Below are 16,054 nucleotides of genomic sequence, written 5' to 3' on the forward strand. Positions count from 1 at the left end.
CCTGGCAATGTCGTTAAATCTGATCATATCTAATTCGCTTGGTGCTTTAGCCAGCACACTTTCCGGCGATCTGCAACGCAAGCGGGGCAACGTATTTCAGCCGCACCATATTGTGACGCAGACCGAAGGAATGAATAACTGGTTGAAATTGCAGATTGCTGACCATAACGGAATTGCTGCAAATTGCCTGTTTGTAAGTCCGAATGAAATCATCCAGAAAATTTATTACCTGGTTGGTGGTGAATTTCCGAACATGTTATCGGCTCAAAATCTTACCTGGCTACTATATACGATCCTGGGTGAGAAAAGCTTTACAAAACGCTTTGCCCAAATTGCAGCTTACTACAACTACGATGGCACAGACAAGGATCTAAAGAGAATGGCACTTGCAGAAAAAACTGCAGACTTATTTGATCAATACCAGGTTTACCGCCCGGATTGGATAGCACAGTGGAATACGCAAAAGCCCGAAGACTTAACAACGGATAAATGGCAGCAATACCTCTGGCTAAGAGCAAAAAACCTTTCCGGGGGAAGACTGCCTGACAAAACACTCGTTGGCAGGTTTATTAAGGAGGCCATAAATTCGGACCTGGTGAAAGAAAAACTACAGCACAAAATACCTGCATTGCACATTTTTGGGTTGTCGATTACAACGGAGTACCACCTTGAACTGCTCTTCCAAATCGCAGAAAGCATTGAGGTAACTTTTTACCTTGTTAATCCCGCGCCATTGGTGTATTGGTTTGAAGACAGGAGTGAAAAACAACTGGCGATATTAAGCCGGAAAGGATTCGTTGACAAATCTGAAGTGAGTACCGGAAACACTTTACTTACGAGTTGGGGAAGGGTGATACAGGATACATTTATGATGCTGTTTAAGAATGAGGCACTGTTGAACAGCCTTGAGGAGGTTGGTGTTGTTGAGCCGCCAAACAACAGTTTGTTGCACAAAATCCAGGATGACATTTTTAATGCCGCGGGCATAAACGAACGGAACACGATAAGTATAGCCGATATTACCGATGGTTCGCTTCGCATCAGTTCGTGTTATACCATTGCGCGTGAAATTGAAGTTCTCTATAACTACCTGGTTCATTTGGTGGACAAGAAAAAAGAAGCCCTTTCACCAAGGGATATCGTTGTTATGGTAACCGACATTGATGCTTATGCGCCCTATATCAAAGCAGTATTCAGGCATTCTCCGTATAAGTTCCATTTTACCATTGCAGATGAAAGTTTTACCAATGGCGACACCCTTGTAAGCGCGTTAAGTTCACTATTGAGAATAAGCCAGGGAAGTTTTAAAGCGGAAGAAGTACTTCAACTATTTGACTCCGGATATATCAGAAGACGCTTTGGCATTACTAACCTCGAACTGGTACGTAAGGTGGTAGATGCTGCCAACATCAGGTTTGGAATCAAAGGCAAAATGTTAGACGAAACCAGGTTTGTAAGTTGGGAATATGGATTGAAAAGGATCATGTATGGTATCTGTATGAGCGGGGAAGATGCGTATACAGACCCTGAAAGAGAATTAATTTTTCCAATTGACCTGCTTGAAGGAAGTGAGTCGGAACAGGTGGTTCGCTTTGTTCATTTTGTGCAAGTGCTAATGAACAGCATCCAGGAGAGAAAGCAGGACAGAACGATCGCTGACTGGGTAGAATATGTGGAGCGGCTCATTCACAACCTGATTTGCGAGCCGGAAGAAGAGGTAGACGAGGATTACTTGTTGTTGCAGGAACAACTAAAAAATTACAATGTTGCCGATGAGTTTATGAATGAGAAAGTTGGATTTGACATCTTCGCACGCAGCCTTTTACAAGCTGTCTCGCGGGGCGGTCGATCCGGCTCATTTGCCGGCGGCGGTATAACTTTCTGTTCACTAATTCCTATGCGGAGTATACCGTTTAAGGTTGTTGCCCTACTCGGATTGAATTACGATGCTTTTCCCCGGAAAGAAAATGCTGCCAGTTTCGACTTGATGGAGAAAGACAAAAGACGCAGGGGTGATCGTAACATCAAAGAAAACGATAAACACCTTTTTCTGGAGACGGTGCTCTCCGCGAGAGCATATTTATACATGAGCTATATCGGGCAAAGTGCAAAAGACAACTCCACCCTTCCCCCTTCTGCTGTAGTGGATGAACTAATTGATTACATAGAAGCAAGCTGCGAAAAACCCTCAAGTGTCCGGGCTGCTATAATTAACAAACACCCACTGCACAGTTTTAGTCAAAGGTATATTCGTAATAGTGGAATATACCCGAACTATCTTGATATGAAACGGGGCGATCTGGTTAAAACCATCGACGAGAATAAACAGCCTGAGTCCCTCAGTTTCGATGAAATTTCCTTGGAAGGATTAATTGCTTTCTTCCGACATCCATTTAAGGCCTACTACAACAAAGTGCTCAACATTTACTATGAAGAAGAAGATGTTCTATTAAGCGATACCGAAGTTTTTACGTTAAACAAATTACAGGAATGGACGTTGAAACCACAAATGTTGAAAATGCCGGACAACGAGCTCGGCGAGCTGAAAACCCGGCTGGTAAAAACCGGTGGTCTGCCCCTTAAAAACATGGCAGACGTGGCATTACACCAGGTTGAAGAGTCGGTGATTGATATTAAAAAATTATTCAGGGATGTTGTAGAAGACCATGTGGAGGAGAAAATTGAACTGGCGCTGACTATTGATCATAGCTTAATGAAAGGAACAATAAGAAATATGTTTGGCAGTAAGCTGGTGGTTGTATCATATGCTAAGGACGAAGCAAAACAATTGCTGGATACTTACATCCGGTATTTAACGGCCACAGCAAATGGATTTGACTTAGAAGTTTATTTTCTTTCTTCAAACCGGAACGCTACGTTTAAGGGTATAAAGATTGCGAAAACCGAGGCCGTGAACCGTTTACAGGAACTGGTTAGATTGTACAAACAGGGACACGATAGTATCCTGGCTTATTTCCCGGCTTTTAAGATTCAACCCGCTGAAGTAGATGAACTTGATGAAGCCTTCATCAGGAAAGTTATCAGCGAACATTTTCACAACTTCAAGTTCCCTTGTACGGACAGATACTTATTGAATGAATATGAAAACGGCTATTTTAAATCAGCAAATATTGTTGAGGCATTCAAAAAAACAGGTGAAAAGCTTATCAAACCGCTGGCAGAACTGTTTCCCGAATATTATAAATAACAACAATGCTGTATTCCCGGGCAGCCAAAGAACTAAATGATACCTAGTGCTCCAAAAAAATTCGATGTCAAAAATACTCAGCCTTTTTCCTGACGAGGAACAATCTACAACCAACAGCCACCAGGAATTCAAACCGTTTGACGCCGGTTCAGTTGACCTGGTTGGCAGCAACCTAATAGAGGCAAGCGCCGGCACAGGAAAGACCTACTCTATTGCCATCCTGGTTTTGCGTTTGATCATTGAACAAAAGCTGTCCGTCAAAGAAATCCTGATGGTCACTTTTACCAAGGCCGCGGTTGCTGAACTTGAAGAAAGGATCCGGCTATTTATTCGCAAGGCCTATAAAGCTAGCCAGGGTGAACAAATTGATGATGGCACCATTTCAGGGTTGGTTAGCGCTGGTATTGCAAAGACCTCAGCAACCGAGGTGCAGGAACAGCTGAAAGAAGCGGTACTGTTCCTCGACGAAACGGCGGTCCTTACGATTCACAGCTTCTGCCAATTGACACTTACCGAGTTTGCATTTGAAACAAATCAACTCTTTGGTGCGGAAACCATGCAGGATACCGGTATTGTCCTGCAGGATGAAGTAAACAAATTTTGGCGGGAAAATATTACAACAATACCTGCCCGGCTTTTGCAATACCTGGTAACAGCAGAACCAGCTTTAACAAGAGAGCATATCAGGCAGGTTGTTCAGGAACACCTGAATGGTAAACAATACTTTAATTACGATAAGAATAAGGATTACGCTTACTGCGAAGAGGATCACCAAAAAATTCTGACAGAGCTGGCAGAAATTGAGATTGAAGAACAAAAGCTAAAAGGGGAATTACACGAATTTATCAAAAATAATGAGCAGGAAATCCGTGATAAAAGCCTGGCAAACACGCATGCTAGAAAGGCTCGTTTCCATGAATTCGAGTCACCGGAACAACTTGTAACGGATATCCTGGCTAAAAGAAAATCTGGCTACATACAAACAGTGTTTGCAGATATTGTAACCCGTTGCAACGACTGCGATATACTGGTAAAAGATATCAGCTCAAGGATTCAGCAAGTAATCAATGACATCAGTTGCCAGGCGATAAACATTGTTTCCGCAGGATTAGAAGATTACAAACAACGCAACAACCTGCTCTCATTCGACGACATGATCGTTAACCTGCATAGGGCATTCACCGGTAAAAATCCTCAGAAATTAGTGGATGCATTGCAGAATAAGTACAAAGCGGTATTTGTAGATGAGTTCCAGGATACCGACCGGCTTCAATATGAAATCTTTCAGAAAGCTTTTGGAAGCGGCACCATCCTTTTTCTTATTGGTGATCCCAAGCAATCGATCTATGCATGGCGAAAGGCAGACATTTTTACTTACTTCAAAGCTAAAAATGACGTTCAAAACAGGTATACCATGAACAGGAACTTCCGTTCCGCAGAAGGACTGATACACGCCATGAACTTGTTTTTTGAACCACGCCCAGGATTTGATACTTTTTTCTTTAATGACTCAGAGGATGCAATAAGGTACCGCGAAGTACATTCACCTGAGCCAAACATGAAAGGCGAACTGGGGTACCAACGGCAAGCGGTTGTGCCAATTACCATTACAACAGTACCCAGGAAAGAACAATTATCCGAAACGGTTGCGGCACAAATTATTCAGTTGTTGTCAGATGATGGTTTTAGGATTACCCGGAACGGTGAACACAGACGCGTAACCCCATCCGATATTGGGATCCTCGTTAGAACAAAAGGCCAAGGCAGGGAAATCAAGCAGACCCTTGCACGATATTGCATACCTGCTATTACCATCGACGACAGTAAAGTGTTGAGGTCGCCGGAAGCAATATGCTTATTGTACGTTCTTGAGGCTATGACAGACATTTCAAGGCAGTCTATCAATAGGGCATTATTATCGCCCTTCACGGGGTATAAGGCCGCTGAGATCTTATCGCTGAATGATGAGATAACATTGACGCTTTTTCGCAAATACCGCAATCAATGGCAAAATGATGGGGTATTTACAGCCCTTATGGAATTTGTCAGCGACTTTGATGTGCGTGGGGTATTATTGGGAGCTAACACTGAAAGCGGGGAACGCATTATTGCTAACTTGTTTCAGCTGATTGAGGTGGTGCACAAGGTACAAACCAACAAACAGTTTTCACCACCCGAACTAATTAGTTGGCTGCGGCGGGGGATCGAAGGAATGGAAGCAGAGGGCGACGAATACGAGCAGCGTGTTGAAAGCGACGAAGAGTCGGTAAAAATAGTAACGATACACAAGAGCAAGGGGTTGGAGTACAATATTGTTTTTGCTCCTTTTCTCGACCTGGTTGAAAATACCTTTGCCGATATGTTTAGCTATCGCGATCCCGAGTCAGGCGAATACATCTCCATTGAAAAGAACAAAATCGGTGAAGAGCAGCTGGAATGGGTACGTATGCAAAATGAACAGGAAAACCGCCGGTTGGTATACGTGTCGCTTACAAGGGCGGTCTATAAATGTTTTGTGCACCACTGTTCCGGAAATTATTACCGCAATTCTACACTTTCAACTTTTCTACAGGCACTTAATGGCTGCGATGAACGACTAATCAGCAACGAGGAGGCCGCCGAACCACCCAAAGAGTTTAGGTACCAGGAGGATGACCGTTATAAACCAGTAAAGCGGAATACTGAAGTAAAGTTTACGCTCGAGCATAATAACTGGACAAAAATGAGCTATTCAATGCTTGCACAAAAAGGCGAAATCACATCGAAACCGCGGAGTACCAACCAGGGGGACAAGTACGACCAGTTCATGTTCAGCCAACTGGTGAGAGGAAGTAAAACAGGGAACCTGTTGCACTACATTTTTGAGCATGTTCAATTTAGCAGCGAATACAACTGGTCCTATGTAATTGAAGAAGCCTTAAATCAGCATCTGCCAAAACACAAAGAGCAGTATTCACCCATGTTATACCAGATGCTTCAGCACACGTTAAACGTACCCCTGCAAATTGGCGAAGAAACATTCAAACTGGCCGAAATCGACAACGATGAACGAATAAATGAGTTTGAGTTTGATTTCCCTGTACCTGTTTACGATCCGGCAATGCTTAATAAATTAACGGACAACAACATCGAAGTGCGGGTGTCGTGGGACAAACCCCTGGAAGGAATTGTTAACGGCAAAGTGGACCTGTTTTTTGGTGTCCGGGACAAGTATTATATCCTCGATTGGAAAAGCAATTACCTTGGCGATAGCCTGGCTGATTATGCTCCCCGTGCGCTTGCAACTGCAATGAACGAAAACAATTACCACCTCCAATACTTATTGTATACGCTTGCTGCAACGAAATACCTGAAAAGCAGGCTGCCGGATTTCCGGTACGAAAAACATTTTGGTGGGGTAATCTACCTGTTTATCCGGGGAATAAGGAAAAATGGGCAAACAGGGATTTTTGTAAATCGTCCCAGCCCTGACCAGTTGGAAGCATTGGAACGGATTATGAACGCAAAGGACTGATCAGTTTACGACTATCATCGCACACCGTTACCAGGCTTGTTATAAAACCCGCAATAGAAAAATGATCAGGCCTGGCCAATTTCTGCATTCCTGCATTTCAAGCCAGCAGGGATTTTGTTCGTTGAGTACTCCTCGTAAAAGATACGATGCAATTGTGTAATGGTGAATTCTCGCCCAGTGGCAGCTGTCCTGCACGTGTTTATTGTTACTGTTCTTTTCAGATCTGTTATGAAAACTGCATGTTGGCTAACGCAATTGAAAAAAATACGATTGGTAAATTGCTGTTTAAACTCAACTTAAATGCTGTTTTTATATCTCCTTAATTAAGATATTATCGTTTAAGCTTGCTCTGGCAGTCGTTGAGAACCGGGATAATTGCATTGGGGTTTACGGGTTCGTAAAACAAAGCCGGGGTTAATTTGTCGTATTTTCCGTTATGCATCGTTTGATTTCTGATAGGCCGATAGGCAGCGCAATCGTCTGCAGGTTATTAATTGTTAAAATAAAACAAGAAAGCTATTTCAAACGTTAAATAGGAATTGTATGTTTAATGTCCGCAAAACACCAGGTAATATTGACAATAGCTGCAGACAATTCTTGATTCTAAGGAACATTACGCAACCAAGACTGCCTTATATACGTCAAACACAACCAATAACCAGGATTAATACTGATAACCATACCATATAAATCCTGAACAACTTAAAAAACTGCGTATCTGTAATTGATAATTATTGCCCTGGAATAAGTCAGCTCCTGTTATCAACTGGTACCTAAAACAATCAATTTAGATTTCTTAACCCCCAGAAAATTTTAAAAAATGGAAGCAAATCTTGTAATCAATGTACGCGATCTTACCGAGGAATTTGCAAATGGGCTGATGCAGGTTTTCTCGAAAGATGCCATGCTTAACATTACCGTCATTTATGAACCAGGCGGTTTAAATAACCCGGCGACTCAACAACCGGCGAAAACCAAAAGTGGTGAGCCTGCGAAAAAAAGAGGCAGAAAACCAAAGGTGAAGGAAAGCCCTGCTGCTGATGCCGCTCCTAAGAAAAGAGGACGTAAACCAAAAGTGGTTGCTGACTAATACCCATGGAGGCCATTAGCCTTGCCAAAAAGCTACTAAAATAACAACGCCCCTGGAAAAATGGGGCGTTGCTGTTATCTTATATAGCGTGATCGTGTGAACAAATCACCAATCAGAATACGACTTAAAACCTGATCCTCGAATCAATTGTTCCCTCAAAGATATTCCCTTTCAATCCCGTATTGATCGATTCAATGCGGGGATCAACAGATGCCTCCGTTGTACCATCGGTACGGTAATTCCCGTTTTTAAGCCCGTTTAAAATATAACCGAGTGCTGACTCATTTCTGTCACCCCAGTCTTTATCAATCCCATCTGCGACCTGGTTGGTGAGGGAAAGACCACCAAAATAATCACTCTCACCGTTCTTGTTAACAGTACGGAACGACACAGGAAAAACATACCAGTCGCCGACAGGTATTGGGAAATAGCCTACGGGTTTACCATGGGTTTTGCTTGGTCCCACAATCCTGACGTCCATGTACGGTCTCAGGTTATTGATGAGCAGTTCACTGGCGGAAGCCGTCAGGTTACTTACAATAAATGAAACACGCGTTGCATTTACGTTACCAGCTTTTGCAAACAAGGTTGTGTTGTTGAAACTGGTATACTTATCATTGAATTTCTCCTGCATCATGATTTGGCCGTTGGAGCTGGCATTGATGATATAGTTCGCCAGCTTTTCCTGCACATTCACGTAACCACCACCATTGTACCTGAGATCCACAATCAGCTCCTTTACCTGTTGCTCACCAAAGCGACTGAATACAGCACTAAGGTCACGGTAAATCTGGGCGGTATCACCAAGGAAAGAATTAAATACAAGGTAACCGACTTTCTTACCACCCTCGGTATATACCGAGTCTAACACGACTGGGTTTTCCTGGTAGCCGGCAGCTTTCAGTGTCATGTCCACGCTTGAACCATCAGGCTTTACGAAGGTAAAAGTGCTGTTTTCACTTTCATAAACACCTTTAACAACCAGGCTGGAATTTGCGGTATTGATGTTTGAGCTGCCATTTATCCGGGTGATCCTCCAGCCACGGCGTATGCCGGCAAGTCCTGCGGGGGAAGCCTTTTCTACCTGCCGTACGCGTAAATCGTTGTCTGCACGGAAAAACACATTCAGGCCGAAATCATGTTGATCTTCTTCCGAGGTGCTGCTGATGCCCATGCTCATATTGTTCCACTCGGTTTTCTTCATGGCAAAACTCCAGCGGTCAACCGGGGTACTATAGCCGGTTTCAACACTATATGCACGAATTGCCGTCATGATCCCTTTAGGATCTTCAAAAGTTTGAGGATTGAATGATGCAGGAATTTGTTTGTACCACAAATAGATGTCACGTGTATAGATCAGCGTCGAATCTTTCAATTTCGCGGCTGATAAAGTATCGGCTTTTACCGGCGGTGTGGGGGCCGGCTCGGCTGGTTTGTCGGCGATGTCTTTCTTGCAGGATGAAAACACACCAAGCGTTATGATAAAACCAAAGGCTACTACATTGCTTAACCGCATAATTATTGGCTGAATTTGACTACATATTACAGCGATTTTCTGGCTAATCATAATTAAAAAATGTTATTTAACGGGCCGTTTACAGTTTCAAATACAAGGGTTTTGGTGTAATTGCGTGTTCCTGCACTGCCGGGTGCCCTGTTGTTTCGCAATTAAGCTTTCAAACCCGGATGGAGCAGGTTATGCTGTTCTAACAACGTGCGTGCGAAGGCTTTAGTACATTACTATAATTGGATTGTTTTTAGGCTGCAATCACTGCCGGCATCAGTTCAGTGGTTCGATTATTGAAAACTTATGAAAAACAATTTCATGAAACCATATGTGATCAGTCATATGCTGGGATCGGTTGACGGTCGTATTAAACAAGACATCTGGGGATTTAAAGATCACCACAAGTATTTCGAGGAAACAGCAGCCAGGATAAAGGCCGATGCCTGGTTGGTGGGTCGCACTACGATGCAGGAATTTTCCAGCAAAACAGTGCCGCCATTGGCTAAGGGCAGGGTAAACATTCCGAAAGAAGACTTTGTAGCGGAAAAGGTGTCAAAAACATACGCTGTGGTGATTGATCCATCCGGCAAATGCTTCTGGGATACGAATATGGTCTCTACTGAACAGGTTATTGAAGTACTGACCGAAAAAGTCAGCAGTCGATACCTGGAGCACCTAAAAGCTACCGGGGTCTCTTATATCTTCGGGGGCACCACGGAACTCGACTTAAAACTCGTGCTTAAAAAGCTTTATCGCTTGTTTGGCATCAAAATCCTCCGGATTGATGGAGGCGGACATGTAAACGGCTCATTTCTAAAGGCGGGCCTTATTGATGAATTCAGCCTTGTATTAGCCCCTGTTGCCGATGGTACCATAGGCTCCCCAACCGTGTTTGAAGCAGAAGAAGGCTATGGCAAGCGCAAAGCAACCCGCTTCACCATAAAGTCGGCAAAAAGGATTTACGACGATTTTCTCTGGATCCGCTACCTGGTGCTAAAGGGCCGCAACGTGCGGTAACAAGTGTTCCTTTGTTCGCTCATAATTGGGCACTTCCGGGTGCGCAACGGTAAACCAATTTCGTTTGGTTGATGACTGTTGAACACATCTCCCCCGTAGCACTATGCTGTACAGACCTACCGGCAAAGCCATCGGCCGAAGTGCGACCCCGCAAGGAGTAGTACCGCGCTACATGTACCATTTCAGGACTCCGGTTGGGTGATCTAAATCGCATCCAGGGACAACCGACCCAGGGGTTTAAGCACAAGACCGAGGCGCCGGCTATTCAGCTTTAAAACCGCAGTTGTGGATTAAAACAACCCGGGCAGAATCTTCACTCCTGCAGGTTGTGCATAAGTTTAGGGAGTGTCCCCTGCCCTGGTTTGCTAAAATATTTAGTAATCTTGTACTGCCAAACCGATGAATATCAACCGACATATCGCCCACTTCGACCTCGATAGTTTTTTTGTATCGGTTGAGCTATTGAAAAATTCAAAGCTTCGTGGTAAACCAATAGCAATTGGCGGACAAAGCGACCGCGGTGTTATTACCTGCTGCAGTTACGAAGCCAGAAAGTTTGGGGTGCATAGTGCTATGCCGGTAAAACTTGCCCGCAGGTTATGCCCGCAATTACAACTTGTTCGTGGCGACATGGACAGCTACAGCAAACATTCACGTCTTGTTACGGAGATCGTAGCCAGCCAGGTTCCATTGTTTGAAAAATCATCCATAGATGAGTTTTACATCGACATGACAGGCATGGATAGATTTTATGGATGCGCGCGGTACACGGTCGAATTGCGGAAAACGATCGAACGAGAAAGCGGACTTAATGTATCCTACGGGCTCTCATCCAATAAGCTGATCAGTAAAGTTGCTACAAATGAAGCCAAACCACACGGACAGCTCCAGATAGCATTCGGCGAGGAAAAAGGGTTTCTTGCTCCGCTTGCGATTGAAAAAATGCCGATGGTCGGCGCTAAAACCAGTGAATTGCTTCGGCGTATGGGGGTTGAAACGATAAGTATACTGAGCCAGATACCCGTAGAGATGATGGTAAACTTGCTGGGTAAAAACGGGATCGCTTTAAGCCGTAAGGCGAATGGGATCGACGAAACCCCAATCGTACCCTATCACGAACAAAGAAGTATCGGAACAGAACACACCTTCGAAACAGATACCATCGACGTGCAGGCATTACAGCGCGATCTTGCCCGCTTAACGGAAAAGATCGCTTTTGAACTTCGGTCTACAAATAAGCTTACCGGCTGTGTTACGGTTAAAATCCGGTACAGCGATTTCCAAACCGAGACGATGCAGTCTGTAATTCCGTATACGGCTGCTGACCATGTATTGCTGACGAAAGCGAAAGAACTCTTTACCAAATTGTATAAGAGACGGCAACTCTTACGGCTCATCGGGGTGCGGTTTAGCCACCTTATTCCCGGCAACTACCAAACCAACCTTTTTGAAGATACACATGAAACGGTAAACCTCTACCAGGCAATCGATAGCATCAAACAGCAATTTGGGGAACAATTGCTTACCCGCGCAGCAGGATTTACTAATTCAAAACGGAATATTAGCAGTAAAAAATAATCACATGAACATGGCAATGTTGAAGCTAAAAAATCTTCGAAGAAGAGTTCCATTAAGTACCGGTAACGGTGCCCGGTAGTAAACGGCATAATCATTTTACTTAGTCCGATATTCGTTCAACTCATCGGGCTACAATCACCGCTTTTCACACACGATAACAAAATTCAGTTATGATACACATGTTGCTTGCGATAAGATAATTTTCGAGTGCGTGAATTACAACAAATACGAACACTTACTGATGACGCTTAATTCATCATGCAGAAGTTTAACTCATCATCCCTGGCTCAATAGCATTACTTTCGGTAATAGGGCGTAACACCCGTCCGAACGGAGTCGCGCCGGGCTGGCAACGACCACAAATTCATGTTCCACCGCCCGTAACCAAAAAATATTAATCTGGACAGATTAGTAATTAGTCGTGCCGGTTCTAGATTGATCAACAACTATGTTTAGTTAAGCTTTTACCACTGCATTAAAGCTGCGTATTGTAACCCTCAGTACAAGAGTACCAGGCCCCTGTCCGAATGGCTTCAGCCGGGCAGGCAAGGGTGCTTAATTGAAACACTATGGTCGGGCCCAGAAAAATGAAGTACTTGACTAGGCGATATTGATCTATTAATAACCAAGGTCGTTTACTTAAGTTAGTTTACAGAAATTGGGTGAATATAGTAATGCGGTACAAGGGAGTGACACCCGTCCGAACGGCCAGCCCGAAAGAATTCATTCTGGCGGGGACTCATCCGGGCGGGCAACGATGGCCAATAGAATTCCTTCGGCAGGTCACCAAAAAATGCTAGTAAGTAAACGGCATTGTATTAATAACTACTAAATCGACACACACTTTTATCATCACGCTTAATCTGTAACACTCAACCCAAAGTTTATCACGTTCAATTCATTCCTCAAAAACATTAATCACGCTGCTAACTCCTCCCACACTTGTACCTGAATTGTAAAACCTGGTTTAGCTTTTTATATGGCACCTTCCGTACCGAAGAATTGGTAAAAACGGCAGTGGAAATGGGTGTAAATACAATTGCACTAACTAACATTAACAGCACCTGCGACATATGGGATTTTGTTGACTACTGCAGGCAACATGCAGTTAAGCCGGTCGCCGGCGCCGAAATCCGTAACGAGGCACTTTTCCTTTACATCTTATTAGCCCGCAACAACAATGGCTTTAAACAAATCAATGCTTTTATTTCACAGCACCTGCAAAACAAATCCTGCTTTCCGCTGCGCCCGGTTTTCGACGAAAACGTATTGATTATTTACCCGATCAACAGCATTGAACCCGCAGCCCTTCAATCAAATGAATTGATCGGTGTTCAGCCAGCAGAAGTAAACAAGTTGTACAATAAAGCGACCAACGGGTTTCCAACGAAATACGTTATCCGGCAACCCGTTACTTTCCAGAACAAAACCATGTTTAATGTCCATCGGCTGCTGCGGGCAATTGATAAAAATATTATTCTAAGCAAACAGGAAGCAAAAGACTATGCACAGCCCTTCGAAACTTTTGTGTCGCCCGCTTCGCTGGTTGAAGCATTTTCGAGGTATCCTTCTATACTCACCAACACACTGCAGGTATTGGATAGCTGCACGATCGACATGGATTTTGGCAGCGATAAAACAAAACAGGTTTATTCGGCATCCAAAGCCGATGACCGCATATTACTTGAAAAACTCGCGATTGACGGTTTAAAACGGCGCTATGGTACCCGTAATAAAAAAGCTACTGACCGGGTGGTGAAAGAATTAAAGATTATCGACAACCTTGGATTCAACGCCTATTTCCTGATCACCTGCGACATCATCCGTTATGCACAGAGCCGTGGATTTTACCACGTTGGCCGCGGCAGTGGCGGTAATTCGATTGTTGCTTTTTGCCTGCAAATAACCGATGTGGATCCGATTGAGCTGGACCTGTACTTTGAACGTTTTTTGAATCCACACCGTGCTACACCGCCTGATTTCGACATCGATTTCAGTTGGAAAGATCGTGATGAAATGACCGACTATATCTTTAAACGATACGGGCGCGACCATGTATGTTTATTGGGCTCTTATGTTACCTTTCAGCGGCGTGCCGTCATCCGCGAATTGGGTAAAGTATTCGGATTACCGAAAGAAGAAATCGATCAGCTCGACGGAACACCGTTACAAGACAATAAGATCCAGAAACAGATACTGCACTATGGCAACCTGATCAAAGACTTCCCTAATCACTTAAGCGTTCACGCAGGTGGCATACTCATCAGTGATGAGCCGGTGCATCAGTATACCGTTACTGAGCTTCCGCCGAAAGGCTTTTACACCTCCCAGATCGATATGTTTATCGCCGAAAAAATTGGCTTGTTTAAACTCGACGTACTCTCACAAAGGGGCCTGGGCCACATAAAAGAAACATTGGACCTGGTGCGCGAAAATAAAAACCTGTCGATCGATATTCACGCCATCGAAAAATTTAAAGCGGATGATAAGGTTGCGGCACAGATCAGGAATGCGGATACGATTGGTTGTTTTTATATCGAAAGCCCCGGAATGCGGCAGCTGCTTAAGAAACTCCGTTGCGACGATTATGTAACCCTCGTGGCAGCTTCGTCGATTATTCGCCCGGGTGTGTCGCAAAGCGGTATGATGAAACAATATATCTATCGTTTTCATAATCCCGATAAGTTTGAATACCTGCACCCAAAAATGGAAGAGTTGCTAAAAGAAACGTACGGGGTAATGGTTTTCCAGGAAGATGTGATCAAGGTTGCGCATCACTTTGCCGGGCTCGACATGGCCGAAGCCGATGTACTAAGGCGGGCCATGAGCGGCAAGTACCGCGGCCGAAAACAATTTGAAGAAATCAGGGATAAATTCTTCCGGCTTTGTAAAGAACGGGACTATCCCGATCAGATATCCGGAGAAGTGTGGCGGCAGATCGAAAGTTTTGCGGGCTATTCTTTCTCAAAGGCACATTCGGCAAGCTTCGCTGTTGAAAGCTACCAAAGCCTGTTTTTAAAAACGTATTATCCCATGGAGTTTATGGTGGCGGTAATCAACAACTTCGGGGGATTTTATACGCGCGAACTCTATTTTCATGAGTTAAAAAAAACGGGCGCAACCATTTATTTACCGTGTGTAAATGCCGCCTGCCTGCTAACCTCTATCAAGGGCACATCGGTGTACATGGGCTTTATACACGTGCAGGGTCTCGAACAGGGGCTGATTGCAAAATTGGTGGATGAGCGTATTGCCTACGGCGCGTATGAACACCTGCAGGACTTTATCGAACGTACCAATGCAGGCATAGAGCAACTTAACCTGCTTATTCGTATCGGCGCCTTCAGGTTTACGGGTAAAAACAAAAAAGAGCTCTTGTGGGAGGCGAATTTTTTACAAAAGAAAAACGTGGGTCATAGCACCGGTAAAACCCTGTTTAAGGAAGCACCCGTTCATTTCAGCCTTCCGGTATTGAGCCAAAAACCTTTGGATGATGCAATTGACGAGATTGAACTCCTTGGCTTTCCGTTGTGCAATGTTTTTGAACTTGTTGACGAAACATTAGATAAGTACATCCCCGCGCGAAACATTGAAACTTACCTTGGTCGTCAGGTGCTGGTGTTGGGTTACCTGGTTACGTCGAAGCCGGTACATACGGTAAAAAATGAAACCATGTTTTTTCATACGTTTATCGATGCAGCCGGCGACTGGCTCGATACTGTTTTCTTTCCCCAGGTGGCGAGTCGCTACCCGGTAAATGGCAAAGGGTTTTACCGGATGAAGGGCAGGGTTGTAGCGGAATTCGGTGTATTCAGCATTGATGTAGAACACTGCAGCCGTATTGGTATCAAAGACCGGTCACAACAGGCAAATGAGTTTCTGCAAACCAATCAAGCACTTCGCGAACCAGCTAATCCAACTCCTGAAAACGATCCTGCTCCTTAAAACAAGCAGTGCACGGATTCTTTTGTACTTAGCTTTGGTGGTGCAATTTAGCAGCCGTTGCCACGCTCGGTTCAACTGTTGCCTTTCATAGCAGCACCGATGCGTATTGCGCTTATCAACTTATTAACCACTCAACGAATCAACAAACCAATCAACCTATCAAGCTATCAACAACTCAACGAATCAACCAACCAA

Annotated in this window: 7 protein-coding genes; 6 read left to right on the plus strand and 1 reads right to left on the minus strand. The window is 44.2% G+C overall.

Annotated features, from left to right (window positions below; all coding sequences use genetic code 11):
- Nucleotides 1–7: 7 nt before the first annotated feature.
- The 3 genes from recC (at nt 8) to EXU57_RS15260 (ending at nt 7,812) form a co-directional block, all read left to right on the plus strand.
- Nucleotides 8–3,208, plus strand: a complete 3,201-nt coding sequence (gene recC / locus EXU57_RS15250) for an exodeoxyribonuclease V subunit gamma (protein ID WP_133269093.1) — start codon at nt 8–10, stop codon at nt 3,206–3,208.
- Nucleotides 3,209–3,272: 64 nt separating this feature from the next.
- Nucleotides 3,273–6,722 (plus strand): exodeoxyribonuclease V subunit beta, encoded by a 3,450-nt coding sequence (gene recB, locus EXU57_RS15255; RefSeq protein ID WP_133269094.1) that lies wholly within the window; start codon nt 3,273–3,275, stop codon nt 6,720–6,722.
- An 820-nt stretch (nt 6,723–7,542) separates the two neighbouring features.
- Nucleotides 7,543–7,812 carry a hypothetical protein gene (locus tag EXU57_RS15260; protein ID WP_133269095.1) on the plus strand — a complete coding sequence of 90 codons (270 nt, stop codon included), beginning with the start codon at nt 7,543–7,545 and terminating at the stop codon, nt 7,810–7,812.
- Between the two features lie 124 nt (nt 7,813–7,936).
- Here EXU57_RS15260 and EXU57_RS15265 read toward each other — a convergent pair whose 3' ends face one another.
- Entirely contained in the window at nt 7,937–9,328 is a 1,392-nt protein-coding gene (locus EXU57_RS15265; protein ID WP_165958162.1) for a S41 family peptidase, read from the minus strand.
- Between the two features lie 309 nt (nt 9,329–9,637).
- Here EXU57_RS15265 and EXU57_RS15270 point away from each other — a divergent pair, with 309 nt between their 5' ends.
- The 3 genes from EXU57_RS15270 to EXU57_RS15280 all read left to right on the plus strand — a co-directional run bounded on the left by EXU57_RS15270 (nt 9,638) and on the right by EXU57_RS15280 (nt 15,859).
- On the plus strand, nt 9,638–10,336 hold the full coding sequence (locus tag EXU57_RS15270) for a dihydrofolate reductase family protein (protein ID WP_165958163.1): 699 nt from the start codon (nt 9,638–9,640) through the stop codon (nt 10,334–10,336).
- A gap of 399 nt (nt 10,337–10,735) precedes the next feature.
- Nucleotides 10,736–11,914 carry a DNA polymerase IV gene (gene dinB, locus EXU57_RS15275; protein WP_133269098.1) on the plus strand — a complete coding sequence of 393 codons (1,179 nt, stop codon included), beginning with the start codon at nt 10,736–10,738 and terminating at the stop codon, nt 11,912–11,914.
- 942 nt (nt 11,915–12,856) lie between these two features.
- Entirely contained in the window at nt 12,857–15,859 is a 3,003-nt protein-coding gene (locus EXU57_RS15280; protein WP_133269099.1) for a DNA polymerase III subunit alpha, read from the plus strand.
- Nucleotides 15,860–16,054 lie beyond the last annotated feature (195 nt).

Source organism: Segetibacter sp. 3557_3 (assembly GCF_004354985.1).
In the GTDB taxonomy this organism is placed as follows: Bacteria; Bacteroidota; Bacteroidia; order Chitinophagales; family Chitinophagaceae; genus Segetibacter.